General features: G+C 40.5%; 28 protein-coding genes. 10 read left to right on the top strand and 18 right to left on the bottom strand.

Annotated features, from left to right (window positions below; genetic code table 11):
- Positions 1–586: 586 nt before the first annotated feature.
- The 4 genes from IZT61_RS09055 (at position 587) to IZT61_RS09040 (ending at position 3,477) form a co-directional block, all read left to right on the top strand.
- Entirely contained in the window at positions 587–1,663 is a 1,077-nt protein-coding gene (locus tag IZT61_RS09055; protein WP_196100832.1) for a PAS domain-containing sensor histidine kinase, read from the top strand.
- Positions 1,664–1,703: 40 nt separating this feature from the next.
- A complete protein-coding gene (locus IZT61_RS09050; RefSeq protein WP_196100831.1) occupies positions 1,704–2,354 on the top strand; it encodes a response regulator in 651 nt (216 codons plus the stop codon).
- A 123-nt stretch (positions 2,355–2,477) separates the two neighbouring features.
- Complete coding sequence (locus IZT61_RS09045; RefSeq protein WP_196100830.1) at positions 2,478–2,996, top strand: RNA polymerase sigma factor; 519 nt, start codon at positions 2,478–2,480, stop codon at positions 2,994–2,996.
- Between the two features lie 100 nt (positions 2,997–3,096).
- On the top strand, positions 3,097–3,477 hold the full coding sequence (locus tag IZT61_RS09040; protein WP_196100829.1) for a response regulator: 381 nt from the start codon (positions 3,097–3,099) through the stop codon (positions 3,475–3,477).
- A gap of 231 nt (positions 3,478–3,708) precedes the next feature.
- Here IZT61_RS09040 and IZT61_RS09035 read toward each other — a convergent pair whose 3' ends face one another.
- The gene (locus IZT61_RS09035; RefSeq protein WP_196100828.1) at positions 3,709–4,206 is read right to left on the bottom strand and encodes a hypothetical protein; all 498 of its coding nucleotides are present in this window, start codon (positions 4,204–4,206) and stop codon (positions 3,709–3,711) included.
- Positions 4,207–4,879: 673 nt separating this feature from the next.
- Here IZT61_RS09035 and xth point away from each other — a divergent pair.
- Positions 4,880–5,653, top strand: a complete 774-nt coding sequence (gene xth, locus IZT61_RS09030) for an exodeoxyribonuclease III (protein WP_196100827.1) — start codon at positions 4,880–4,882, stop codon at positions 5,651–5,653.
- Between the two features lie 170 nt (positions 5,654–5,823).
- Here xth and IZT61_RS09025 read toward each other — a convergent pair whose 3' ends face one another.
- The 5 genes from IZT61_RS09025 to IZT61_RS09005 form a co-directional block, all read right to left on the bottom strand.
- Entirely contained in the window at positions 5,824–6,084 is a 261-nt protein-coding gene (locus IZT61_RS09025) for a hypothetical protein (protein ID WP_196100826.1), read from the bottom strand.
- A gap of 171 nt (positions 6,085–6,255) precedes the next feature.
- Complete coding sequence (locus IZT61_RS09020) at positions 6,256–7,371, bottom strand: M42 family metallopeptidase (protein ID WP_196100825.1); 1,116 nt, start codon at positions 7,369–7,371, stop codon at positions 6,256–6,258.
- 38 nt (positions 7,372–7,409) lie between these two features.
- A complete protein-coding gene (locus tag IZT61_RS09015) occupies positions 7,410–7,850 on the bottom strand; it encodes a GNAT family N-acetyltransferase (RefSeq protein WP_196100824.1) in 441 nt (146 codons plus the stop codon).
- A gap of 3 nt (positions 7,851–7,853) precedes the next feature.
- Positions 7,854–8,471, bottom strand: a complete 618-nt coding sequence (locus IZT61_RS09010; protein WP_196100823.1) for a hypothetical protein — start codon at positions 8,469–8,471, stop codon at positions 7,854–7,856.
- Positions 8,472–8,475: 4 nt separating this feature from the next.
- On the bottom strand, positions 8,476–9,645 hold the full coding sequence (locus tag IZT61_RS09005; protein WP_230383913.1) for an MFS transporter: 1,170 nt from the start codon (positions 9,643–9,645) through the stop codon (positions 8,476–8,478).
- Between the two features lie 175 nt (positions 9,646–9,820).
- Between IZT61_RS09005 and IZT61_RS09000 the strand changes: the two genes are divergently transcribed.
- Positions 9,821–10,426 carry a hypothetical protein gene (locus IZT61_RS09000; protein WP_196100822.1) on the top strand — a complete coding sequence of 202 codons (606 nt, stop codon included), beginning with the start codon at positions 9,821–9,823 and terminating at the stop codon, positions 10,424–10,426.
- Positions 10,427–10,499: 73 nt separating this feature from the next.
- Positions 10,500–10,838 (top strand): hypothetical protein, encoded by a 339-nt coding sequence (locus IZT61_RS08995; protein WP_196100821.1) that lies wholly within the window; start codon positions 10,500–10,502, stop codon positions 10,836–10,838.
- 49 nt (positions 10,839–10,887) lie between these two features.
- On the opposite strand, the gene IZT61_RS08990 is transcribed toward IZT61_RS08995, so the two are convergent.
- From IZT61_RS08990 to rpmB, 12 genes are all read right to left on the bottom strand, one after another.
- Complete coding sequence (locus tag IZT61_RS08990; RefSeq protein WP_196100820.1) at positions 10,888–11,397, bottom strand: hypothetical protein; 510 nt, start codon at positions 11,395–11,397, stop codon at positions 10,888–10,890.
- A gap of 132 nt (positions 11,398–11,529) precedes the next feature.
- Positions 11,530–11,754 (bottom strand): DUF2442 domain-containing protein, encoded by a 225-nt coding sequence (locus tag IZT61_RS08985; protein WP_196100819.1) that lies wholly within the window; start codon positions 11,752–11,754, stop codon positions 11,530–11,532.
- A 4-nt stretch (positions 11,755–11,758) separates the two neighbouring features.
- Positions 11,759–12,028: a DUF4160 domain-containing protein gene (locus tag IZT61_RS08980; RefSeq protein WP_196100818.1), complete on the bottom strand. Its 270-nt coding sequence runs from the start codon at positions 12,026–12,028 to the stop codon at positions 11,759–11,761.
- Between the two features lie 18 nt (positions 12,029–12,046).
- A complete protein-coding gene (gene rimO, locus IZT61_RS08975; protein ID WP_196100817.1) occupies positions 12,047–13,381 on the bottom strand; it encodes a 30S ribosomal protein S12 methylthiotransferase RimO in 1,335 nt (444 codons plus the stop codon).
- Positions 13,382–13,463: 82 nt separating this feature from the next.
- A complete protein-coding gene (locus IZT61_RS22590) occupies positions 13,464–13,724 on the bottom strand; it encodes a GxxExxY protein (protein WP_394370740.1) in 261 nt (86 codons plus the stop codon).
- Positions 13,700–13,840, bottom strand: a complete 141-nt coding sequence (locus tag IZT61_RS22585) for a GxxExxY protein (RefSeq protein ID WP_394370738.1) — start codon at positions 13,838–13,840, stop codon at positions 13,700–13,702. The genes IZT61_RS22590 and IZT61_RS22585 overlap by 25 nt, the downstream gene beginning before the upstream one ends.
- A gap of 60 nt (positions 13,841–13,900) precedes the next feature.
- Positions 13,901–14,863 (bottom strand): signal recognition particle-docking protein FtsY, encoded by a 963-nt coding sequence (ftsY, locus tag IZT61_RS08965; RefSeq protein WP_196100816.1) that lies wholly within the window; start codon positions 14,861–14,863, stop codon positions 13,901–13,903.
- 74 nt (positions 14,864–14,937) lie between these two features.
- Complete coding sequence (locus IZT61_RS08960) at positions 14,938–15,273, bottom strand: type II toxin-antitoxin system VapC family toxin (RefSeq protein WP_196100815.1); 336 nt, start codon at positions 15,271–15,273, stop codon at positions 14,938–14,940.
- Positions 15,270–15,500 carry a hypothetical protein gene (locus IZT61_RS08955; protein WP_196100814.1) on the bottom strand — a complete coding sequence of 77 codons (231 nt, stop codon included), beginning with the start codon at positions 15,498–15,500 and terminating at the stop codon, positions 15,270–15,272. Before IZT61_RS08955 ends, IZT61_RS08960 begins: the two co-directional genes overlap by 4 nt.
- 117 nt (positions 15,501–15,617) lie before the next feature.
- Entirely contained in the window at positions 15,618–15,773 is a 156-nt protein-coding gene (locus IZT61_RS08950; protein ID WP_010599808.1) for a DUF4295 domain-containing protein, read from the bottom strand.
- Between the two features lie 89 nt (positions 15,774–15,862).
- Positions 15,863–16,045 carry a 50S ribosomal protein L33 gene (gene rpmG / locus IZT61_RS08945; RefSeq protein WP_196100813.1) on the bottom strand — a complete coding sequence of 61 codons (183 nt, stop codon included), beginning with the start codon at positions 16,043–16,045 and terminating at the stop codon, positions 15,863–15,865.
- A 43-nt stretch (positions 16,046–16,088) separates the two neighbouring features.
- Positions 16,089–16,322: a 50S ribosomal protein L28 gene (gene rpmB / locus IZT61_RS08940; RefSeq protein WP_196100812.1), complete on the bottom strand. Its 234-nt coding sequence runs from the start codon at positions 16,320–16,322 to the stop codon at positions 16,089–16,091.
- Positions 16,323–16,712: 390 nt separating this feature from the next.
- Between rpmB and acs the strand changes: the two genes are divergently transcribed.
- The 3 genes from acs (at position 16,713) to IZT61_RS08925 (ending at position 23,224) form a co-directional block, all read left to right on the top strand.
- Complete coding sequence (gene acs / locus IZT61_RS08935) at positions 16,713–18,605, top strand: acetate--CoA ligase (protein ID WP_196100811.1); 1,893 nt, start codon at positions 16,713–16,715, stop codon at positions 18,603–18,605.
- Between the two features lie 135 nt (positions 18,606–18,740).
- Positions 18,741–18,926 (top strand): CsbD family protein, encoded by a 186-nt coding sequence (locus IZT61_RS08930; RefSeq protein ID WP_196100810.1) that lies wholly within the window; start codon positions 18,741–18,743, stop codon positions 18,924–18,926.
- A gap of 143 nt (positions 18,927–19,069) precedes the next feature.
- Entirely contained in the window at positions 19,070–23,224 is a 4,155-nt protein-coding gene (locus tag IZT61_RS08925) for a hybrid sensor histidine kinase/response regulator transcription factor (protein ID WP_196100809.1), read from the top strand.
- Positions 23,225–23,416 lie beyond the last annotated feature (192 nt).

Raw genomic sequence — 23,416 nt, 5'->3', positions numbered from 1 at the left:
ATTGTAAAATGAAGTAGGCCTTGCATTACACACATCTATACGGACGTGATCATTTTCGTTCGAGTGATTGTTTTGTGATAAAAAGATTTAAAAAAAACTGAATCGCAACAGTTATTGGATCTACGTTATTTCACCCTCCGCAAAAAACAAGAAAGCCACCGCATTTGGTGGCTTTCTTGCTGAAAGATAAATCTTTTTATGGTGTGCCTGCCCTCCGCGGATCTCCCGCTCACAGGACTTTTTTGTCGTTGTTTTTCTGATAACAATTTAGGAAATAGTTAGTTTTAATGCCACAAATAATTTTAAACATTTTGAAGAAAATGTTAATATCTGTTCAAAGGTTTATACAGCTGATTTGCTTTTGTATAAATCGATCATTATTTGATGCCATGTACCATCGGTTGTAACACTATTTTAAGTAGTCTGAAGCAGTACAAAGCAGTAAATCTAAGTGATCTTAGCTTTCTCTCACTGTTGTACCGTTGACGACCAATCAGGTTCGATGGAAAACCAATAGGCGGGTTATGTGTTTGTGTTTCGCTGGTTGTTTGATAACCCCGGCGTTTTAAATGTTAAGCTATATATTATGAGCGAATTAAATTGCGATGTTTTTTGCCGGCTGGGCGACCGATCTAAAGATGGATATTTTATTTTCAAAGTACGAGAAAAGCAATTCACTTATATCAATGGTTCGTTTGCAAACATCCTCGAGCTACAGGTTGATGAAATTTTAGCAAGCCCAGGCCTCATCTTTAAAGATATCCATCCCGAAGATAGGCTTCATGCGCACTCGTGTTATATAGAATGCCTCGACGATGATATGGAAAAGAAATACGAGTTGCGCTTGCTGAAGGACGATCGCGAGCAATACATTCGGATCATCGTTTCACCGCTTAAAATAGCTGGCGAAACCTATTTAATCGGCACGGTAGAAGAAACCACAGTAACAAGGCACAACAAAATTCATATCGAACAAATCAATGCCCGTAAAAATATTACGCTGGAGGTTTTAGCGCACGATCTGAAAGAGCCTTTGGGCATGATGCGACTTGCGGCTTCATCGCTACAAGAGAGTTTGGCCAGAATCGGAAATGAGGAAATGTTGAGTTCGCTGGTTTTTATAAAGGATATGTGCGAGCGAAATCTATTGCTGGTTAGAAGTATGATCAACCATGAGTTTTTGAAATCGACGAGAGTAGAAATCGAGAAGGAAAGGACAGACCTGGTTTGGGAGCTTCGCGATGTAATTCGCTTTTACCGCCGTTCAAATCTTGGCAAAACAAAGAATTTTGTGTTTACTCCCTCTGCCGATACCATTTACCTGCATTTAGATAGTATGAAATTTATGCAGGTAATCAATAATCTGATCTCAAACTCGATAAAGTTTACCGCCGAAAACGGAACAATTTCAGTGCGTGCCGAAGAGCTTAAAACCAGTGTTTTGGTAAGCGTAAGCGATGATGGAATTGGAATACCGGATGAGTTACAAAAAGGACTGTTTGACCGCTTGCCGGGAACGCTGCGGCCTGGCTTAAACGGAGAGGAATCGGAAGGCTTCGGAATGGGTATCATCAAGTCGATTGTTGATCTACATCAAGGAAAGATTTGGTTCGAAAGTGAGGTTGGCGTTGGAACCACGTTTTACATCGAGCTGCCCAAGTAAACCTGTTTTAATTTAAACTGCCGTAACTTATCTTTGGGATATGATTAACATTATTCTTGCGGATGATCATCACATTATCCGTACCTCTCTTAAAGCACTAATAGAAAAATATGAGGGCATTAAAGTTGTGGCAGAAGTTTCAGATGGAGAGGCTGTCATCGATCTGCTCGACCGAGGAATACATGCCGATATTATCCTCTCCGATATCCTGATGCCGCAGCTCGATGGCATCGGTTTAAGCACCAAAATCAGCGCACGCGGATATCAGATCAAGGTTGTTCTTTTGTCTATTTTAGAGGATGAAAAACATGCTTCAAATGCTTTTATTTCAGGCGCTTCTGCTTATCTTTCAAAAGATATTGAAGCAGATGAGCTCCTGTTTTGCTTACAGCATGTAATGAAGGGGAAGCGTTATCTTTCGTCTAATTTGTGTATCTCGATCTTAGAACGTTACAATACGCAGTTGAATAGCCTTTCGCAAACAAGCGATCACCGCATCAATTTTTCTGAAAGAGAAATCAACGTGTTAACGCTCATTTCGGAGGGCTTAACAAACCAGGAAATTGCCGACAAATTGTTTTTGAGCAGGCGCACTGTAGAGAGTCAACGCGAAGCTTTAATTAGCAAAACAGGCACTAAAAACTCTGCCTCGCTAGTTCGTTTTGCCATGAAAAACGGCTATATTATGTAGCGATTTTGACGCGTTTTCGGTCTCAATTTGTCACATTTTTATTAATCGTAAAAAATCGGGTATTTATACAATCAACATCCCATATCAGCTATTGTTAACCTATAACATTCACCTTAGTTGCTTATGGAAACATTAAATTTCGACACTGATATTTATCAATATAAACAACCACTTTTAGATCGGGCGTTGGCTTATACCCGAGATGAAGATGAAGCGGCCGATTTGGTTCAGGATACTTTTGTGAAGGCTTTTCGCTTTTCGGCCAAATTTGAGTTGGGTACCAATGTTAAAGGATGGTTGTTTACCATATTGAGAAACACGTTTTTAAACCATTATCATAAAACCAAGCGTAAAAGTGAGGTTATTCAACAAGATGAAGAACTCAGCTCCTCACAACTTTACATGAGCTCGTTCTCTAACGCCGGAACCGCAAAGTTTATGATGGAAGACATTCAGAAGTCGCTTAATGCCTTGCCAGAAGATTGCAGGTATTGTTTCTGTAGATACTTCGAGGGTTATAAATACCACGAAATAGCCGAAGATCTTGGCATTCCGCTAGGTACTGTGAAAACCAAGATTCACGTGGCCAGAGGCTTGCTCAAAAAGATGTTGAAGAATTACCGTGCTGGCATTGCGGCCTAATCGGCTCAAAATTTATCCATAACTTTTGGTTAATCAGTTTGAATTTATTCGCGTATAAATACCTTTACATCGCACACATAAGTTAATTAGCTTTGTGAGCATGAATGTGAATAATTCTCCAAAAATTTTTGTTGTCGACGATGAAGAAACGATTCATGACCTGATCGCCTTGATCTTTGAAGAGGAGGATTACCAAATCACTTCAGTATCGAACGCTGAAAATTTGATTGAGAAAATAAGTAATGAGCAGCCCAATATCATCTTGCTCGATATCCATCTTCTTGATGGAGACGGGCGAGACCTTTGCAACATGATTAAGGCCAGTTCAAAAACAGCACACATTCCGGTTTTGCTATTGTCGGCACTTAATTTTGATGGCTTAGATCTTTCTTGCCAGCCCGACGGAATAATTGAGAAGCCTTTCGATATGATGAATATCATCCAAAAGGTGAATCAGCTGTTAAAAACTAACCGGGTATGAAGATTTGGTAGTTTATATTGCCGAAAAGAAAACAATATTTTAAGGTTAATTGTTATTTTTGTTAACTCTTTCATGTTTGAGCGCATGTTAGGGTTTAGATATGGGATAGGCTTTTAGTCTATCCCTTTTTTTGCTCAAAAAAGCCACCTGATTTTTTATAGAAGCCGTAACCCAAAGATTTTGAGCGATTATAAGCCGCAAAAAATAGCTGTAAACGTTGCGATGGTGCAATTATCTGGCATTTTGTTGATGTAATTCGAGTTTAAGCTCCTTAATTTGTTCCTGCGCCTGCCGATTTTCGAGGTAGAAATAAATGGCTGCTGCCAGGAAAATTTTACCGAGGATGAAAACCGCTGCGAAGACCCATCTCCAGGCTTTATTGATCCGCATTTGGTTCGATGCCGATTCTACTTCGATATAGTGTTCACGCTTGTTCTGCTCTCCGGAATTGTGTTGGAAGCGATCGAATTCAGGAACAGGCTTTAATGCTTTTTCCTTTAACTGAATTTCCTTAAGCTCATCTTCAATTTTTTCGATAATTCCTGCTGGTGGCTGCACGGCCATATTTTGGGCCAATAATTCCATATCAAACTCCAACTTGTTTAGCGCATCGGCAAACTCTGGGCTCTGCTTTTTAAGTAATAAAACTTTGTTAACTTCTTCTTCAGTAGCAATGCCAAGAACATAAGTTTCCAATAAGCCACTTTCGAGTATTTCCTTAATTTCCACGAGTATTCCTTATAATTATCGAGTTGCTACATTGACAGATTGTTAACATAACCTTCAACCAATTTGCAGCGGTAATTTAAATAATTTCTGCCACACCAAACGGTACAATGCGCTTTACAATCAACGTTTTTACAAAGCTAAATCTTTTTTCTTGATGAAGACGGTATTCATTAACGCATAAAACGATCTGTTATTTTGCGTCGATGGTTTTTAATGAGATTCTAATCTAAATTTTTTGATTTTCGTCAATAACAAAGTTGTAACGGCCGTAATAGCTACAGCGTATATGCTTTATTAATTGAGTTCGATAATTTAGGTACATATTTCGTATTCCTTAAATAACATAAAATCGTCCTTTCGACCGGGGTGCGCTAAGGGAGCTCCTATGGAGGAGAAATCGACTGAGTTTATCTTGAGCGAAGTCGAAAGGCTCAGGTCCGATAGCTATCGGATGACACCCGTCGAGCTTAACTAAATAACATTGGGCGGGCGCTCGAATTCGATAGCTATCGGATGACGACGGTTATCAAAAGCAATCTTTTGAAAAACGACGTCACTTGCATTGTTTTTTATGCAACAAAGAAAAGCCGGCATCACAAGTGTTGATTATACTGCTAGGCTTTTGATCGAAGATTTCTTATTTTGCAATTGATTTTTTACTGAAATTTACCTCATGAAAATAGCAACCTATAATGTAAATGGAGTTAACGGCCGTTTGCCCGTGCTGCTGCGCTGGCTCGAAGAAACACAACCCGATGTAGTTTGCCTGCAAGAATTAAAGGCCCCTCAGGAAAAATTTCCTGAACAAGCTATTAAGGATGCTGGTTACAACGCCATTTGGCATGGACAAAAAAGTTGGAACGGTGTAGCAATTTTGGCTAAGGACTTTGAAATAAAGGAATTAAGAAGAGGTTTGGATGGCGATCCTGAAGATTTGCACAGCAGATACATCGAGGCGATGGTAAACAATGTAATTATTGGCTGCCTTTATCTTCCGAATGGCAATCCGGCGCCCGGCCCAAAATTCGACTACAAATTGCAGTGGTTCGAACGCTTTACTGCACACGCAGCAAAATTGCTCGAATACGACTTACCTGTTATTTTGGCTGGCGATTACAATGTTATTCCGACTGAACGAGATGCGTATAAGCCAGAGCGCTGGGTAGAAGATGCACTTTTTAGACCGGAAACACGCCAGGCTTTTAAAAACTTATTGGCTCAGGGTTGGACAGACGCCATTCGTAAGCTTTACCCCGATGAAACCATTTATACTTTTTGGGATTACTTTCGGAATGCGTATGGGCGAAACGCGGGGTTACGAATTGACCATTTTTTGCTAAGCCCACAGGTTAACGGTAGGTTAAAAGCCGCCGGGGTTGACCGAGCGGTTAGGGGCTGGGAGAAAACGAGCGATCATGGTCCGGTTTGGATAGAGATTGAAGATTAATCCCCTCTCAACCTCCCCGAAGGGGAAGAATTAGCGATAGGCAAATATATTTAGAGGTGCGCATAAGCAAATCACAAACTATACAGGTTTTTATTTTGCTGTCCGCTTTGATTCTACTGTGCTATGCGCCGCCCTTTTTAAACTTCATCTTTAAATTTTAGACTTTAGACTCAGGACTGTGGACTCCGAACTTCGTCTCGCTTATTATCGCTACAATCTTTATAATAGAAATAGGCACCGAAGCCGATTATCAATATGATGTTGCTCGGTTTAAAGCTGTGGTTAAGCCAGTAATCGAACGGGGGCGCATTGCCCTTAAGGCTTTGTTCGATGCTAGGCCACGAGTTGATGGTAAATATTACAAAAATCATCAGCAAAACCTTTAATAAGGTTCTGATGATGATTTTAGAATGATTAATTTTTGTTCCCATTTTTTAATTTTCGGGCAAAAGAAATATTTAATGAGAAGCTTCCAGCTCGTTTGGCAACTTGCAATCTCAATCCCGTTTTACTTCGCTTTGGTCTTTCAGTTTTCAGTTTTGGTCTTTCAGTTTTCAGTTTTGGTCTTTCCGCTTTGGTCTTTCAGCTTTTTACCCTCAACCTTATTTAAATTCTCTGAAATCCTGCCCGTTTTCAATGTTTAGCAAGCTTTGGTAAATCAGGCTGATTACATTGTCAACATCTTCTTTGTGTACCATTTCTACCGTGGTATGCATGTAACGCAATGGCAAAGAAATTAGTGCCGAAGGAACACCTCCGTTCGAGTAAGCAAACGCATCCGTATCAGTTCCTGTCGATCGCGATGATGCCTGGCGCTGAAATGGAATCTCGTTTTTCTCAGCCGTTCTAATCAAGAGTTTGTTCAGGTTGGTTTGCACAGCAGGTGCATACGAAACCACAGGCCCGCTTCCGGCCGATAAATCGCCTTGCGTATTTTTGTTTATCATCGGCGTTGTCGTATCGTGCGTTACGTCGGTAATAATCGCCACGTTGGGTTTAATGCGTTGTGCAATCATTTCTGCGCCACGCAGACCAATTTCTTCTTGTACCGAATTTACAATGTACAAGCCGAACGGAAGTTTTTTCTTATTCTCTTTCAACAATCGGGCAACTTCGGCAATCATAAAACCGCCAACACGGTTATCTAAAGCCCGGCCTACATAATAACGATCGTTTAAAACCATAAACTCATCTTCGTAAGTAATTACGCAGCCCACATGGATTCCTAATTCTTCCACTTCTTCCTTGGAGGTACAGCCACAATCCAGAAAAATGTTTTTCAACTCTGGTGCCTGCTCTTTTTCGCCGTGGCGGGTGTGAATGGCCGGCCATCCAAAAACAGCTTTTACCAAGCCTTTTTCGGTATGGATATTTACACGTTTAGATGGTGCAATCTGATGATCGGAACCACCGTTACGGATAACGTAAATCAATCCTTCTTTGGTAATGTAGTTTACATACCACGAAATTTCGTCGGCATGTGCCTCAATTACCACTTTATATTCAGCTGTAGGATTGATAACCCCTACCGCGGTGCCATAATTATCGATAAAATGTTCATCAATATATGGCTTCAAATAATTTAACCAGAGTTTTTGCCCTTCCCACTCGTAACCGGTAGGCGCTGGGTTATTGATGTATGCTTCTAAAAACTGTAGCGATTCTTGTGTTACTACAGGTACGTGCGCTTTTTTTTCTTCGTCTTTCTTTTTTGCCATATCTTAATTTTTCGCCGCCAAGGCATAAAGCTATTCATTTAAATTCCTTCGGAACTTGTTGGCTCTTCTTTGTTTAATATTATTTCCATTATCACAAAATCGTACCCGTCTTTCAAAAAGGTATCTTGCGTTGCGATGAATCCAAATTTATGATAAAATTCTTTAGCATTTACACGGGCATTGCACCAAAGCCTCGTTGCTTTCTGAATTTTACAAAAATCTAATAAGTATTCTATCAACTTAGCACCATAACCTTGCTTTTGTGCATGCGGTAAAATGGCCAGTTTTCTAAATTGATACACATCGTTTTTCGGAAATAGCGATACGACACCGGTTAATATATGATCGGCATAGAGGCCAAAATGTATGCCATCGAAATCGTCGGGTAGTTTGACAAAATCAAACGGTTTGTCAGGGTACATCGCTTCGTGCCGAATGCGCCAGGTTAACGACGGAAATATTTGTTCAATTTGAACCATAAATTAAAACAGGTAGCTGAAGCCTAATTTGCCCCCTAAGCCAACATTAACTTCCTCGCTGTTGATTGTTACGTCCGGGCCTAAATCAAGTCCAAAGTTTATTTTCTTTCCAACATGAGTTTGAAAACCCCACCTTGGCCCCATGTTAATCTGGTAATCTACTTCATTTTTTTGGGTAGGGAATATGGCCAGAACGTCAAATCCCACATAACCAGCAGCGTTGTTTACGGTATTTTTGCCTTTTTTTATCCTTCGTTCAAAATTGAAATAATGCCTAAGCCCAGTGTTAAAAGAGGGATACAGTTTAAATTCTGTGGTACTTTTCTCATCGAAGGCATAATCAAGGCTTCCATCGCTGTTTACTATCGGCCTAAGCTCGGATTCAGTTCTGTATATTAAAGAACTCTCAACACCTGCACCAATATAAAAGGTAGTTAACCTGCCAATTTTTTGCTCTCTTTCGTAGCCGAGGCCCAACAGATTTAGCCTGATTTTGTTGAATGAGGTTACTTCATTAGGCTTTTCGGCCATGCTGGTAGAATCCTGCGCATGAGTTGTTAATGTGGCGCCGAAGCAGATAGCCAGGCCCATGATGGTTTTGATTGCGTTTTTAAATTTCATTACTTTAAGGTTTTGTTTGGTATAGCCTGTAAAGTAACATATTTAGTACAATTATCCCAACCATTCCATAACAAAATAAATTCCAGCCACCTTGCTGCCACAAAAACAAGCCCAGTGCCGAACCGCAACTTGCTCCTATAAAACTTACTGACATAAAGATAGTGTTAAGCCTGTTCCTGGCCTCTGGTACGAGCATGTAAATCCGCGTTTGATTGGTTACGTGAATGGCTTGTTGACCGATGTCGATAAGCAGAACGCCGATAACGAATAGATAGAGGTTGTTTCCGGTAAAGTAAAACAGGGCGATACTAACAATTTGCAGAACAAAACCGATCATCAAATTTTTACGCGGGTTGCTGCCGTCGCTAAGTTTGCCCACCAACGGTGCAGCCAGTGCCCCGGCAGCGCCGGCAATTCCGAACAACCCAATTTGCAGGGTTTGAAAGTTGAAGGGCGGATTGGCCAGAAACAATACCATTGTAGTCCAAAAGGCGCTGATAATGGCGAAAGCCAGGAAATTGATGATTGATGTTTCTCGTAAAACCGGTTGCGATTTGATGTACCCGAACATGGATGTCATCAGCTGTTTATACGTTCCTTTAAACGTTGGGTAACTTTGAGGAAAGCGCCTGGCCATTAAGGCAACCAAAAGGACACAAATTGCAGCAGCCATGTAGTAAACGGCCCGCCAGCCCAACCAGAAACCCACACTTCCGCTTACAGCCCGCGAGGCTAAAATTCCCACCAACAGGCCACTCATTATTATGCCGATATTGGCGCCCCTGTTTTCGTTTGTGCTGAGATTGGCGGCAAGCGGCAATATGAGTTGTGGCACTATAGAACAGGCACCAATTAAAACAGATGCAAGCTCGAGCATAAAAAAGGTTGATGAGATTGCGGCGCCTAATAGCGACACGATAGCCAAAGCAGATATAATCAGGATCTGTTTTTTCCGTTCGAACATGTCTCCCAACGGAACTAAAATAAACAGGCCCACGGCGTAGCCTATTTGCGTGAGGTAGGTTATCCGTCCGGCATAACTTTCACTTACATTAAAATCTTTGGCCACCAGAATAACCAGTGGTTGACAATAGTAAATATTTGCTACGATCAGGCCTGTACAAAAGGCCATTAAAAGTATGTTTTGGCGAGATAGGTTCTCTGTGTGCTGCATGTTGATCGAAAAGGGTTAATTTGGGATGGATGACACAATAGGAAAACGCTGGTTTTTGAGGCCATTGCCAGCCAATTTTGTAGCGTTTCCCTTCGGGGATGAATTTATGAATCATAAAACCTAATACCAATTAATGCTGTTTATTTTTTAACGGTAAACTAGATAATTGGGATTAATGGAAAACAACGAAGAATTGCAGCCTGTGCCAAGCCAGCAGGAGGGAAGTAAAATTGATGTCGTATCGCAAAGGGAATTTGCAACGAATACTGAGGCATCGCTTTTGTTTAATAAGGCCGTGCAACGCCTTTTATCGGTTAATAACTGGGGCGATTACGCAGGTATGTCGGCTTTTCAGCTTTACGATGCCGATGGTGTTGAGGTACAGCGTCAGGCCACCGAAGGCGATTACATTCGGATAGATATTCCCGGGCCGGGCGCTGCGGCAGGAAAGGGATTTGACTGGGTTCATATTGAGAAAATTGAGAATAGTGTTACTGAAACCGAATCGTGGGTGGCCATGCGGGTAAGGCCATCGGCCCATCCAAACTCGAGTGAGGACGATACTGCACATTTTTTGAAAGATATAGCCACTTCGACTTTTATCATTCGGCAGGTGGATCGCATTGTTTATGCTGAAGAACACGGGCGCAACGAAGTGCCAAATACGGATGGAGTAGGGGTTTACGATAAAGGCAGAAACCTTATTGTGGCGCTTGCAGCAAAATTCGGACTATCTTATCCTCAATGGAAAAGCCTGGTAAATGGTTTACTGAGCGATTGATTTATGGTTAATGCCTCAGCTAAAACAAATTGCCTGTCTGTCTGTTGTGTTCTTAAAATAAAATAGAGCTATCATGAAAAAGAAATTCGCAATAGGATTATTAACACTTGCATTATGCGGTGGTTTAACTTTGAGTGTTAATGCACAGGAAAAGAAAAAAACAGAGGTTGGCAAAGCCTTAGATCATACTGGAAAAGCGATAGAAAAAGGTGCTACATCGGTAGGAAACAAAACTGCTGAGGTAGCTGTAAAGGGCGGTTCGAAAATAACCGATAAAACCTGGAAGGGCAAAATGGCGCCAGATGGATCTAATGTTTACATTGATTCGAAAAACAGAAAATACTACGTGAATGCCAAAGGCGCCAAAATTTGGTTAAAAGCGACTGAGATTAAAGATAAGCCTAAAGGTTAATTGTTGCACAGTACAAAAAAGACAGCTAGTTCGAACTAGCTGTCTTTTTTTATGGTTGTTTGAACGAAAAAATGTTGTTTATAAAAGCGTAAGGAGTGGGCGTAGATTTTTCTAAAGGTACTTCGATTTTATCTATTAAAAGCTTTTCTACCTTTTTATCGTCTGTTTTTTTGAGGTTGACAACATACGCTTTGCTATCGCCCAATTTTAAATAAAAATCAGTGTCAGCGCTGGTGGCCAAACTGAATATTTCAGCCGAGAAAAGTTGATAAAACTCGAACTTCTCACTGTCGTAAGAAAATGGCTGACGGATTTCATAGCTTATCGGGCGCATTCCTCCTGAAACATTTTTGATGTACAATTGAATTTTCTCTTTGCTGAGATAGCCTGTGGTAGCTGGGTTGAGTAAATCGGCACCCGCATTATTTTTTAACACCACAGTTAAGAAACCTTCCTGAATGGGGGAGCAAGCACAAAGGCCACCACCCGGATCGATAATTTTTTTACAGCTCACGCTTGTTATAAACAGCACTGCGAGTACAATTAACGTTTTCTTCATAATTTAGTTTTGACACTTAAACGCATGCCAATCGCAAAAAGCTACAGCATAGCTAATTTTATCTCAAAAGTCCTAAATTAGTACTCCATTACCTTTTCTACTGATTGGTGTCACACCAACCACAGCCTCAGTCTATTTTCCTTCCATATATAAAGTTTCGGGGCTGAAATCTTGACCAGAGGGCCAGGTTATCGAACCCAACGAAGTCTTCACTGCATAAAAAACTTGAGGCTCTTTTAATTCAGTAAAAATTCCTTTATTTAAATACGGTTTTACGTCAAATGTTTTCTCCTCTTCATTCTCAAAAGTAATCTTTAATTGATAATCATCAATTGCTTTAACTTTAACTACTTTCATTGTTTTATTTTAAAGGATCAATAGAAAATATCTTTTCACCGTTTATTGCTAATTCCCAATTTGCCATCAGTTCATCTCTATGGATCTCAATCCATGCTTCAACTAATTTTCGTTTATTATTAGCGATTTTGCCTTCAATTATAATAGCATCTTTTAATGAGAATACAGCTTCATCATCCTGATATTTAACATGAATGTGTGGTAAATGATGTTTTTTATTATCAAAATAATACATCATCACAATTATTCCGTAAAACATTGAGATTACTGGCACTGTTAAAGATAAGAATTTTTATTTTACAATCATTCCATACAGATCGAAATCTTCTGCCCGGTCGATTTTCACATTGACAAAACTGCCATTTGCCGCGTAACCAGTTGCGGCATCGATCAAAACTTCATTGTCAACCTCTGGTGAATCGAATTCCGTTCTTCCTACAAAGAAATCACCTTCTTTTTTATCAACTAACACCTTAAAGGTCTGGCCTACTTTTCCTTGGTTAATATCAAAAGAGATTCCTTGTTGAATTTCCATAATGTCGTCAACACGTTGTTGTTTAACTTCCTCCGGAATATCATCAATTAATGTATGCGCATGCGTTTTCTCTTCGTGCGAATAGGTAAAACAGCCTAAGCGGTCGAATTTTGTCTCCTCTACCCAGGCAGCCATCTCTTCAAAATCGTACTGGGTTTCGCCGGGGTAACCGCAAATCAGGGTGGTACGCATGGCAATGTTAGGCACCTTATCTCTTATCTGATTAACCAAATCTATTGTTTTTTGCTTGGTGGTGCCACGACGCATCGATTTTAACATGTTATCGGTGATGTGTTGCAAAGGCATGTCTAAATACTTGCAAATGTTTTCTCGCTCGTTCATAGCATCTAAAATTTCCATTGGGAAACCACTGGGGTAAGCATACTGCAAACGAATCCATTCAATGCCCGGAACATCAGATAAACGACGCATCAACTCATCGAGCTTACGCGTACCATACAGATCGAGGCCATAATACGTTAAATCCTGCGCAATTAAAATTAGCTCTTTGGTGCCGTTTTTGGCCAGAATTTTCGCCTCGTTCACCAACTCTTCCATTGGCTTACTCATGTGCTTGCCACGCATTAGCGGAATGGCACAAAACGAGCAGGGACGGTTACAGCCTTCGGCAATTTTGAAATAGGCGAAGTGCGACGGTGTAGTTAGCAAACGCTCGCCAATAAGCTCATGCCTATAGTTTGCGCCCAGTTCGTGCAATATATTTTGTAAATCGTTTGTGCCGAAAAAGGCATCAACATTGGTAATCTCCGATTCTAATTCGGGTTTATAGCGTTCTGATAAACAGCCTGTAACTACTACTTTGCCAATCTTTCCAGCATCTTTTAACTCGCTGAACTGAAGAATGGTGTCGATAGATTCTTGCTTGGCATTATCGATGAAGCCGCAGGTATTTATGACAACAATATCATCTTTACCCATGCTGTCGGCTTCGTGAACAACGTTTAAATTGTTTCCACGCAATTGCCCCATCAAAACCTCTGAGTCGTAAATGTTTTTTGAGCAACCCAGCGTGATTACATTGATTTTGGGTTGTGTTATTGCTGTTTTACTGCGTACTATTTTAGTATTCATATTAGTAGGTGATTTCACCGATTTGAAGTGATATCACTGATTGGAGTGATTGATGATTGATTAAATGTGGTGCTTTATCGCTTTAGACAGATAATCTCTTGACTTCGCAACTTGTGTTGCCAAAGTTAATTAATAATCCTGTTTTAACTCTACTAGCTTTTAAGTAAGAGAGAAGTTGACTTTGAAATAACTTAGGTTGGAAACCAGTAACAGCTTTTAGCTCAACAATTACCTTGTTTTCAACAAAAAGATCGCATCTGAATTTCCCTATTACTACATTTTCGAAACTTACATTGAATTCCTTTTCCGCAAAATAAGCTAATCCCGCTTGCTGTAATTTAATTTTTTTAAAGCATTAACATAAATTTTCTCCAAAAACCCAGAGCCCAATTCGTTATGAACGTGATAACAACAACCGATGATTATTTGTGTTAACTTATCTTTTTCGTATTCTTCCATCACTAAATCTACACAAAAACCGATGGAATCAGCCTAATCGGTGAAATCAACCAGGAAGTGCTATTTAAATAACGAGTTCACAAACTCTTTCTTATCAAAAAGCTGTAAATCACCTATCTTTTCGCCTACGCCAATGTATTTCACTGGAATTTTAAACTGATCGGAGATGCCTATTACCACGCCGCCTTTCGCTGTTCCGTCTAATTTGGTAATTGCCAGCGCATTTACGTCTGTTGCTTCGGTAAATTGTTTACACTGCTCGAACGCATTCTGACCTGTAGAAGCATCAAGTACCAGCAAAATCTCGTGTGGTGCACCGGGAACAACCTTTTGCATTACTTGCTTAATTTTACCAAGCTCGTTCATTAAACCGACCTTATTATGTAAACGGCCGGCCGTATCTATAATCACTACGTCTTCTCCGGCGGCAACGGCAGATTGTAAGGTGTCGAAAGCTACGGAAGCAGGGTCAGAGCCCATTGGTTGTGCCACCACCCTTACGCCAACACGCTCGCCCCAAAGTTTGATCTGGTCAACTGCGGCAGCTCTAAAAGTGTCGGCAGCACCTAAAACTACTTTGAGGCCCGATTCTTTTAGTTTGTGCGCCAATTTGCCAATTGTAGTGGTTTTGCCAACCCCATTAACGCCCACAACCATAATTACATAAGGCTTATGGTCGCCGTATTCAAACTGGCGGAAATCGTTGCTGTTATTTTCCGATAGGAGCAGCTGAATCTCATCACGTAGAATGAAATTCAATTCTGATGTGTTGAGGTATTTATCTTTCGAAACGCGTTCTTCGATGCGCTTAATAATCTTCAAGGTGGTGCTTACGCCAACGTCTGACGTTACTAAAACTTCCTCCAGGTTATCAAGCACTTCATCATCAACTGTCGATTTTCCGGCAACAGCTTTTGTTATCTTATTGAAAAAACCGTCTTTGGTTTTCTCTAAGCCTTTATCCAGAGCTTCTTGTGCCTCTGGAGCGGTTTCTTTCTTTTTGAAAAAATCAAATAAGCCCATTAATTATATTTTTTTGAAAAATCGGTAGGTGTTAAGGTTGTTATTTTGCTATTGGTAAAATCTTTGGTGTTTCTTTAAACGATCAAATCAACTTGATTCAACCCTGCCGATGCACTTTGAACGGCGTCTTCAAAATCGGCGAAATTGGAATGAAGAGCAAGTACAATTGCGTCTCCGTTAACGTTTAAAACGTTTATAGAATCAACAAGTTCTTTGATAATCTCAATTGTCTTATCATGACCCAATCTCTTTTTGCAGATATAATATATGTCAGTAATTGAAGAAGCTAAAATGAATCCTTGATGAATACTTCCATCAGACTTATTAAGTGAATCCATAGAATCATTAAAAAACGGCTCTCTCTCTAATATCGCATCAATAATTATATTGGTGTCGAATAGAACTTTCATAGATTATGTTTTTTTTTGAGATATTCCCATTTTGCCTGATCAGCGTCAACCCCTTTTAAAATGCCCGCATATTTGTCAAGAAATTCTTTCATGCTTTTTTTGGGGGCATCTGGAGCCGCCTCATCTAAAAGAATTACTTCAACCTCCTTATTTTTAACATCAAATCCATCAGGAACAACGATAGTTCCATTTTCAGAAACCTTAGCCCTAAATTTATAAGTTCCCATAGTCTTGTTTTTTAACAAAGATAATCAATTTTTAGGGAGCCAAATTTTCTATAACAAAAAAAGCCCTCCCGGTAAAACGGAACGGCCTTTAATATTTTGTACTAAAAAATATTAACCTTATTTAGATGCAATAGCATCTTTTACGTGGTCGTTATGTACGATAAGTTCTTTGAATGAGTAAGCACCAGTTTTAGGTGATTTTACCATTGTGATTACTTTCGAATATTCTTTACCTGTACCTGTTTTAAGGGTTGCAACTACTTTCTTTGCCATGTTGTTATTTTTTTAATAATTGAGTGATTGAATTAGTGAGTTTTAGAATGATAAATCAACCCTAAACCTTACGCCTTAAACCATCAACCTTATTTAATCTCTTTGTGTACGGTTACTTTTCTCAATACCGGGTTAAATTTTTTCAATTCTAAACGCTCAGTAGTGTTTTTACGGTTTTTTGTAGAAATGTATCTCGACATGCCCGGCATGCCGCTATCTTTATGTTCAGTACATTCTAAAATAACTTGAACTCTGTTACCTTTTTTTGCCATTTTAATATTATTTATAAACTGTTAATCTCAACAGTTAATGTTTTTACAAAAATCCTTTTTTTACGAAACGGTTGATGGCTTCGTTAATACCTACCTTGTTGATGGTTTTAATCGCCGAAGTAGAAACTTTCAACGTAATCCAACGGTTTTCTTCAGGAATATAAAATTTCTGAAGTTGTAGGTTTGGGTAAAATTTGCGTTTGGTTTTAACGTTCGAGTGAGAAACGTTGTTACCTACCATTGCTTTTTTTCCTGTTAAATCACAAACTCTTGACATGACTTGTAAATATAGTTGTTAATATCGTCCGCTTAATTTTTTTAAGAGTGTGCAAATATCTGAATAATAATTGTAAACAGCAAGAGGGGAGATAAATATTTTTTTGATTGTTAAATTGCTGGCTAATTGTTTTTTGGTTCAAAATGGTTAGCTGTTAAACCAGAGGATAAAATGGTAAGCGAATCGGCAATTAGCAATGGACAAAAAACAACGGGAATAGGCAATTAACCAATTCAGAAAAATAACCAGTTAACCAATGACCAATGGCCAATCACCAATTAACCAATGACCAATGAACTAATCACCATCATGAAAATCATAAAATCCTAAAATCGTGGCTAATTTCTTTAAATTAGCCACCACTAATCAAAACATAATATAAACAGTGCCATGCAGATCACGTCTTTTAAGCAATACGAAGAAGATTATAAAAAAAGTGTAGATAACCCGGAACAATTTTGGGGCGAGGTAGCACAGAACTTTCAATGGCGGAAGCCCTGGTTCAAAGTGCTTTCCTGGAATTTCAGTGAGCCGAACATTAAGTGGTTTGAGGGTGCTAAGCTGAATATTACCGAGAATTGCCTCGACAGACACCTTGAGAAAAATGCCGATAAGCCTGCAATAATTTGGGAGCCAAATAACCCCGAAGAAGAAAGCGTTACCCTTACCTATAAAATGTTACATGAGCGGGTTTGTCGCTTTGCGAATGTATTAAAACGGAACGGCGCAAAAAAAGGCGATCGTATTTGTATTTATATGCCAATGGTTCCCGAACTGGCCATTGCCGTTTTGGCTTGTGCCAGAATTGGAGCCGTTCATTCGGTTATTTTTGGGGGCTTTTCGGCTAAATCTATCGCCGATCGGATCAACGATTCGCAATGTAAACTGGTTATTACGGCCGATGGGGCCTATCGTGGCAACAAGCAAATTCCATTGAAAGATGTAATCGACGATGCGCTGATCGGCTGCCCGACCGTACAAAAATGTATTGTTTTAACGCATGTTCGCACACCCGTTTCAATGCTGAAAGGTCGCGATGTTTGGTGGGAAGACGAGGTGAAGCACGTAAACAACATTTGCGATGCGGAAGAAATGGATGCTGAGGATATGCTCTTCATTCTCTACACTTCGGGCTCAACCGGGAAACCCAAGGGCGTGGTACATACCTGCGGCGGCTACATGGTTTACGCGGGTTATACCTTTGCAAACGTATTTAATTACCAGCCGGGAGAGGTTTACTTTTGTACCGCCGATATTGGTTGGATTACTGGCCATTCATATATTGTTTACGGCCCGCTTTCGCAAGGCGCAACTTCGCTTTTGTTCGAAGGCATACCAACCTATCCAAGCCCTTCACGCTTCTGGGATATTGTAGAAAAGCATAAGGTAAATACATTATATACAGCGCCCACCGCTATTCGTTCGTTAATGGGCTTTGGGGATGAACCATTGCAAGGAAAGGATTTAAGCTCTATCCGTGTTTTGGGTTCGGTTGGTGAGCCGATCAACGAGGAAGCCTGGCACTGGTTTGATGAAAAAATCGGTCACGGTAAGGCGCCCATCGTTGATACCTGGTGGCAAACTGAAACAGGTGGAATTATGATTTCGCCAATAGCAACGGTAACGCCAACCAAACCCAGCTATGCCACGTTGCCGCTACCCGGCATTCAGCCTATTTTGGTTGATGAAAATGGCAATGAGATTGAAGGTAATGGCGTTAGTGGAAATCTTTGTATTAAATTTCCCTGGCCCGGCATGTTGCGCACTACCTACGGAGATCATGAACGTTGCAAGCAAACCTACTTTTCGGCCTACGAAAACTTGTATTTTACTGGCGATGGTTGCTTACGCGATGAAGACGGTTATTACAGAATTACAGGTCGCGTAGATGACGTGTTAAACGTATCTGGCCATAGAATTGGTACGGCCGAAGTAGAAAACGCCATTAACATGCATGCCGGCGTGGTAGAAAGCGCTGTTGTAGGTTATCCGCACGACGTAAAAGGGCAGGGGATTTACGCTTTTGTTATTTATCCGGATATGCACGGTGAAGCCGAGCTTTCTAAAAAAGATATACTACAAACCGTAACCCGCGTAATTGGCGCAATTGCCAAGCCAGATAAGATTCTTTTCGTTTCAGGGCTGCCTAAAACACGTTCAGGAAAAATTATGCGCAGAATTTTAAGGAAAATTGCCGAAGGCGATACATCCAACTTAGGCGATACATCAACGCTTTTAGACCCGGCAGTGGTGGAAGAGATTATCGAAGCGTCGAAGAGCTAATAGCCCGTTGGTTTTATAATCGTCGGATAAAATTTACTTTTTCGAATTGTTGTAAATCCGCTTCCAAAAAACAAAAGCCCTGTATTGGTGTTGTTTAAGTACAACATTTAATAATACTAACTAAAAACTACCAAAATGGACAAATTGGAAATAAAAGGAAAGTGGAACGAGATTAAAGGAAAAGTTAAACAAGCGTATGCTGAGTTAACCGACGATGATTTAGCCCACGAAGAAGGTCAAGACGACGAATTGTTAGGCAAACTTCAACAAAAAACAGGTAAAGGAAGAGATGAACTTGTAAAGTGGATTAACTCTTTATAAACTCTTTTAAATCATAAAAAAAGCGATCGCATAAAGCGATCGCTTTTTTTATGGACGTTGGTTTTGTAGGATTTGGTTAAATTTTTAAGTAGATTTATTCATCCCGAAATTTTTAACCAAATGATTATAAAAACCAAGGCTGTATGAACCGTGTGTTTATCTTTCTGTCCTTTATTGCCGGGCTGTTCTGCGCTAGCGGAGCCCATGCCGTAGACGTTGAGCCACCTAACTCATTTTATTACAGACAGCTCGATAATCGAAACGGACTTTCGAACAGTTCTATCAATACGATTTTTCAAGATAGAGATCAGCTATTATGGATTGGAACCTGGGATGGTTTGAACCGGTACGACGGAGCAAATTTTAGTGTTTACAACCACAATATAGATCAGCGCCAGAACAGCATTGGCAGCAATGTAATCCAATCGATAAAAGAAGACCACAAAAATAACATTTGGATCAGCACCATTGGCGGCGTTTCGCGGTACAACAAGGTTTCGGGCAAGTTCAGCAGGTATTTTTATAAGAACACAGCAATCCAGAAGATCCGCGAAAACGAATATGAGTTGATTATCAGCAAGGCTGGCGAAGTATTTTGCTTCGCGGCAAACGGCATGCTTCGTAAGTACGATGATGCAAAAGACCAGTTTCTCGATTATCAACATTTTAATGATGCAGAAAGTATTATAAAGACCTGTTTTATTGGCGATAGGCTGTGTTTTTTAGATAAGAGCGGACGTTTGCTAGTGGCTAAAATTGGGCCCAAGAAATTACAAGTTCTTAAAACGATAGCTATTCCCGGAGGCGTAAATAATCTCGTTGCTGCAAATGATAAGGTCGTTTTTTCTAACATTAACGACGAACATTTTAGTATTGATGCAAAATTATCGGCACAACGCCTTCCGTTACCGTCGCGGAAAATCAGATCCATAGCTTTCTATCAATCCCATTATGTGATTGCATGGGAAAATCAGGGCATTCAAATCGTCGACAACAGGTTTCAGCCAACGACGTTTCTGGCAAGCGAGGCAGAAAAGGTAGCAAACCTTAAAATTACTGCGTTAAGCGTGGGCGAAAATAGCGTACTGTGGCTCGGTACCGACGGAAACGGACTTATCCAGATTTATCCAAACGAAAACTATTTCGGCCTGATGACCAAAATTAACGGCGTAAACATTAACAAGCCGATTAGGGCCTTTGCCGAAGACAATGGCAATTTGTGGGTTGGCACAAAGGGGAATGGCCTGTTTATTTTGAAAGATTTCTGGAATGCGGGTAAGTCGCCGCAGAAAACGCAAAAAATTGATGTGAGCAACGGGCTCGAGAACAATGCTGTTTTTGCGATAAAAAAGGGCTCGGGCGAATTGATTTATATCGGCACCGATGGCAAGGGGCTATCAATATACGATAAACGAACAAATAAGATCGTTAATTGGGCAAACATCAAAGGGGCAGATCGCTATCCCGAATTTCGGTCGGTTTATGCCATACTGGAAGATGCCGACGGTTCGGTTTGGCTTGGCACCAGTGGTTTTGGCCTTGTACACTTAAAAATCTCCCGCCAAAGCAATCAGGCGCTTGCATTAACCTATTTTAAACAATATTATTCTTCATCAAAGGAGACCAACGGACCTGTAAACGACATTATTTATGCCTTGGCCCAAGGCAAAGATGATCGCCTCTGGATTGCCTGCCGTTATGGAGGGCTCAGTGTGATCAATAAAAAGAACGGCCAGTTTACCACTTACAAAGCTTCGGGTTACGAAGGCAGTTTGTCGCATAGCGATGTGCTTTCTCTATTTTACGACAGCAAAAATCGGCTTTGGGTGGGCACCAGTTACGGTTTAAATTACCTTAGCTACAGTGAGTCGCTTAAAAGTGAGCCGCGTTTTAATAAGATTACAATGAACAGTGGCTTGCCCAACAATACTATACATGCCATTCAAGAAGACGGGGCGGGCAACATTTGGCTCAGTACAAATAAAGGGATTGCAAAAATAAACCCGCAAAATAATAGTGTTGCCAATTATCAGGAAAGCGATGGTTTACAAAGCAACGAGTTTAGCGATGGCGCCACGTTTAAGGCATCGAACAATAACTTGTTTTTTGGAGGGATTTACGGTTTCAACTACTTTTTGCCAAAGCACATTACCGAGAATACCAAACAGCCCAATTTGTTGATTTCCGACTTGCAAATGGGTGGAAAGGCATTTTTCAATAATCAGTATCTCGTTATAAAAGCCAATCAACAAGCTGTTGAAAGCTTTGATATTGAGCGAAAAAGCAACTTTTTTCAGTTCTCTTTTAATGCCTTAAATTATTTTAACGCATCAAAAAACGAATTTGCATATCAGCTTAAGGGCCTCGACCAAAGCTGGCGATACACCGGTACCGATGGAAAGATTGCGTATTACAATATCCCGCCGGGGCAATATGAATTGGTTGTACGCTGGAGTAATGGCGAAGGCGTTTGGACAAAAGACGTTGTTGCGCTGCGGCTGCATGTGAAGCAATATTTCTGGCTTACTTTGCCGGCTTACGCTTGTTATTTTGTGCTCTTGGTTATTGCCGGATACGCCTTTCACCGCTACCGGAAAAATAAGCTCGAAATGAAGTTTAAGCTCGAACGCGAGTCGTTGTTTAGGCAAAAAGACGAAGAGAATCATCGCCAAAGGATCAATTTCTTTACCAACATAGCCCATGAGATTCAGACCCCGTTAACCCTTATTTTAGGTTCCGTAGAGCATTTCATGCAAAAAGAAAATTCATCCGGCAAACCGACTGGCCAAAGTTATTTTCTTTCGCTTATTCATCAGCATACCGCCCGTTTAACCTATTTGGTGCATCAACTGCTCGAATTTCGCAAGGCTGAGGCCGGCTATTTGAAACGTAGTGATGATTATTTCGACATTTCTAAGCTACTCACCAGTTTGAGTCAGCTTTTTGTTCCCGCTTCAACCAAAAAGGAGCAGACCTTTACCCGGCATATCGAAGACGGAATTGCGGGCTTCATTGATAAGGATAAGTTTGAAAAAGTGCTTTTCAATCTCCTTTCCAATGCCTTCAAACATTCGGGCGAAAGAGAAGAAGTAGTTTTTACAGCTACATACGATCAGCATAGCCAGGAGCTGGAGATTGTTGTATCGAACTCGGGCTGCAGGCTTGCAGAAAGCGATCTGGAAGATATTTTTAAGGAATTTCAGGTGGGGAAGAGTAGCGACCTGAATAATTTCAGTACCGGAATTGGTCTTGCGTTTACAAAAGAGCTTGTTGCCATTATGGATGGCGAATTAAACGCTTCTTTAAAAAACGATTGGATTTCGTTCAGTTTTAAACTGAAATTACAACAAGCTATCGAGGGTAAAAAAGATGAGGTGGTAACCTCGGCGCCTTCGTCGCTATTCGAATCGATTTTGAAACCTTACGAACAAGAACCTATAGCCTCGGTGGAAGAAAATAATAAGGTGGCGTTGATTGATGATTTAAAGGCCGTTTGCACCCACAGCGTGCTCGTGGTTGAAGATGATTTGGCGCTGCGGTTCCTAATTAAAAACATCTTAAAAGATCATTACAATGTTTATGAGGCTGAAAATGGCGTTTCAGCACTCTCATTTCTGAAAAATAACACGCCCGATATTATTATCAGCGACGTGATGATGCCCGATATGGATGGGTTGGAACTCTGTAAACACATTAAAACCGTTCCTGCAACCTGTCATATCCCCTTTATTATGCTCTCGGCAAAAGGCACTGAGGAAAACAAAACCGAAGGTTACGAAACCGGGGCCGATGCCTATATTGCTAAGCCGTTTAACGTGAACTACCTGCAAATGCGGGTGCGAAAACTGCTGGATTACCGCGAGCGGATGAACCATTTAATTAAAGACAGAAATATTAACAATCAATTTGTAGATGTTGATTTGGAGCAAGGGGATAAGGAATTTTTGAATGCATTGGTTAAGGCAGTAGAGGATAACCTCGCAGAGCCCGATCTCGACGCGGCCAAGTTAGAAGATGCATTGTGCATCAGTAAAATGCAGTTGTACCGCAAACTAAAATCGCTGGCGGGGATGACACCATCTGAATTTATTAAGCGCATTCGATTAAAACACGCTGCGGTATTACTGCAAAATAGCAAGCTTAATGTGTCTGAAATTTTTTACCTAACCGGCTTTAATAATAAGTCATATTTCTTTAGGGAGTTTAAGAAAATTTACCACCTGGCGCCGAACGAATATCGGCAAAAGCAATATCAGGCTGATGAGAGCCCATTGCCATCCGATAGCTATCGGATCTGAGTTTTAATATATCCAAAAAAAATCAATAGGGCATGACGTTGTTTTTTAGAAGAATATCATTGAGGAGTTGTCATTTCGACCGAAGTGCTCCTTAGGAGAAGAAATCTTGCGCAAAGTTATGTTCAAAGATTTCTCGGCTGCGCTCGAAATGACGATTTTGTGTTGTTTTTGAAGAACGTCAATGGTAGCCTA

Origin of the sequence: Pedobacter endophyticus (assembly GCF_015679185.1) — a bacterium.
GTDB lineage: Bacteria > Bacteroidota > Bacteroidia > Sphingobacteriales > Sphingobacteriaceae > Pedobacter > Pedobacter endophyticus.
This window is presented reverse-complemented; position numbering and strand designations above follow the sequence as displayed.